The sequence below is a fragment of the Streptomyces lomondensis genome, assembly GCF_014651035.1.
In the GTDB taxonomy this organism is placed as follows: Bacteria; Actinomycetota; Actinomycetes; order Streptomycetales; family Streptomycetaceae; genus Streptomyces; species Streptomyces lomondensis.
On the sequence record NZ_BMWC01000048.1, the window covers coordinates 1 to 716 of the forward strand.

2 protein-coding genes are annotated in these 716 nt (G+C 59.5%); both read left to right on the top strand.

What is annotated here, in order from left to right; translation table 11 throughout:
* On the top strand, window positions 1–274 hold a 274-nt coding region (locus IE255_RS40695), incomplete at its 5' end, for a hypothetical protein (RefSeq protein WP_229906810.1).
* A partial coding sequence (locus IE255_RS40700) for a hypothetical protein (RefSeq protein WP_229906811.1) occupies window positions 271–716 on the top strand: 446 nt, incomplete at its 3' end. The genes IE255_RS40695 and IE255_RS40700, both read left to right, overlap by 4 nt.

Sequence of the window (716 nt, forward strand, 5' to 3'; positions counted from 1 at the left end):
GCTGGATTGCTGGTTGAAACTGTTGGCGCTAAACTGCTGGACAACCGAGGGCATGATGCCTTGGAAGACCGGGCCGAAGTTCTGCGGGATGAGGCTGCTGGTGCTGATCGCAGAGGAAGCGGACGTCCTCTGGAAGAACTGCTGGAAGGACGAGGTGAGACCCGACAAGGGAGACGCGATTCGGCTGAAGGCGCTTCCATCAAAGCTGGATTGCAACGAGCTCACGAAGTTGGTGAACTGGCTCAAGGTGCTCGAGGCGATGCTGCCGAATTGACCAGGGTCGTTGAAGCAAATGCCACAGTTGGTGGCTTGGCTCAAGACGGCCTGGAGGGACTGGGCAAGTTGCTGGCATCGCTGGAACGCGAGGTCCCGAGTGAGCTGGCCGGCCGCGAGCTGGGATTGGAAGCCGCCGATAAGCCCATTCAAGCTTTGGAAGCTGGAGCTGACCGACGAGACGCTCGAGCTCTGCTGGCTGGACGAAATGCTGCTGCCGCCGGCGCCGAAACCACCGAGACCTCCAGCTTGGTATCCCCCAGCCTGAAAGCTGTTGGCATTCGCGCTGTTGGCACTCATAGCATTGTAGCCGCCGCCTTGAAAGTTACCGAAGCCGGCCGCTCCGCCAAAGCCTGGGTCAACATCACCGCCGAACGCGAGTCCATTTCCAAGACCGCCATTGTAAACAGAGCCCGAGTTGTGGCTGTTAACAGAGTTGCTGG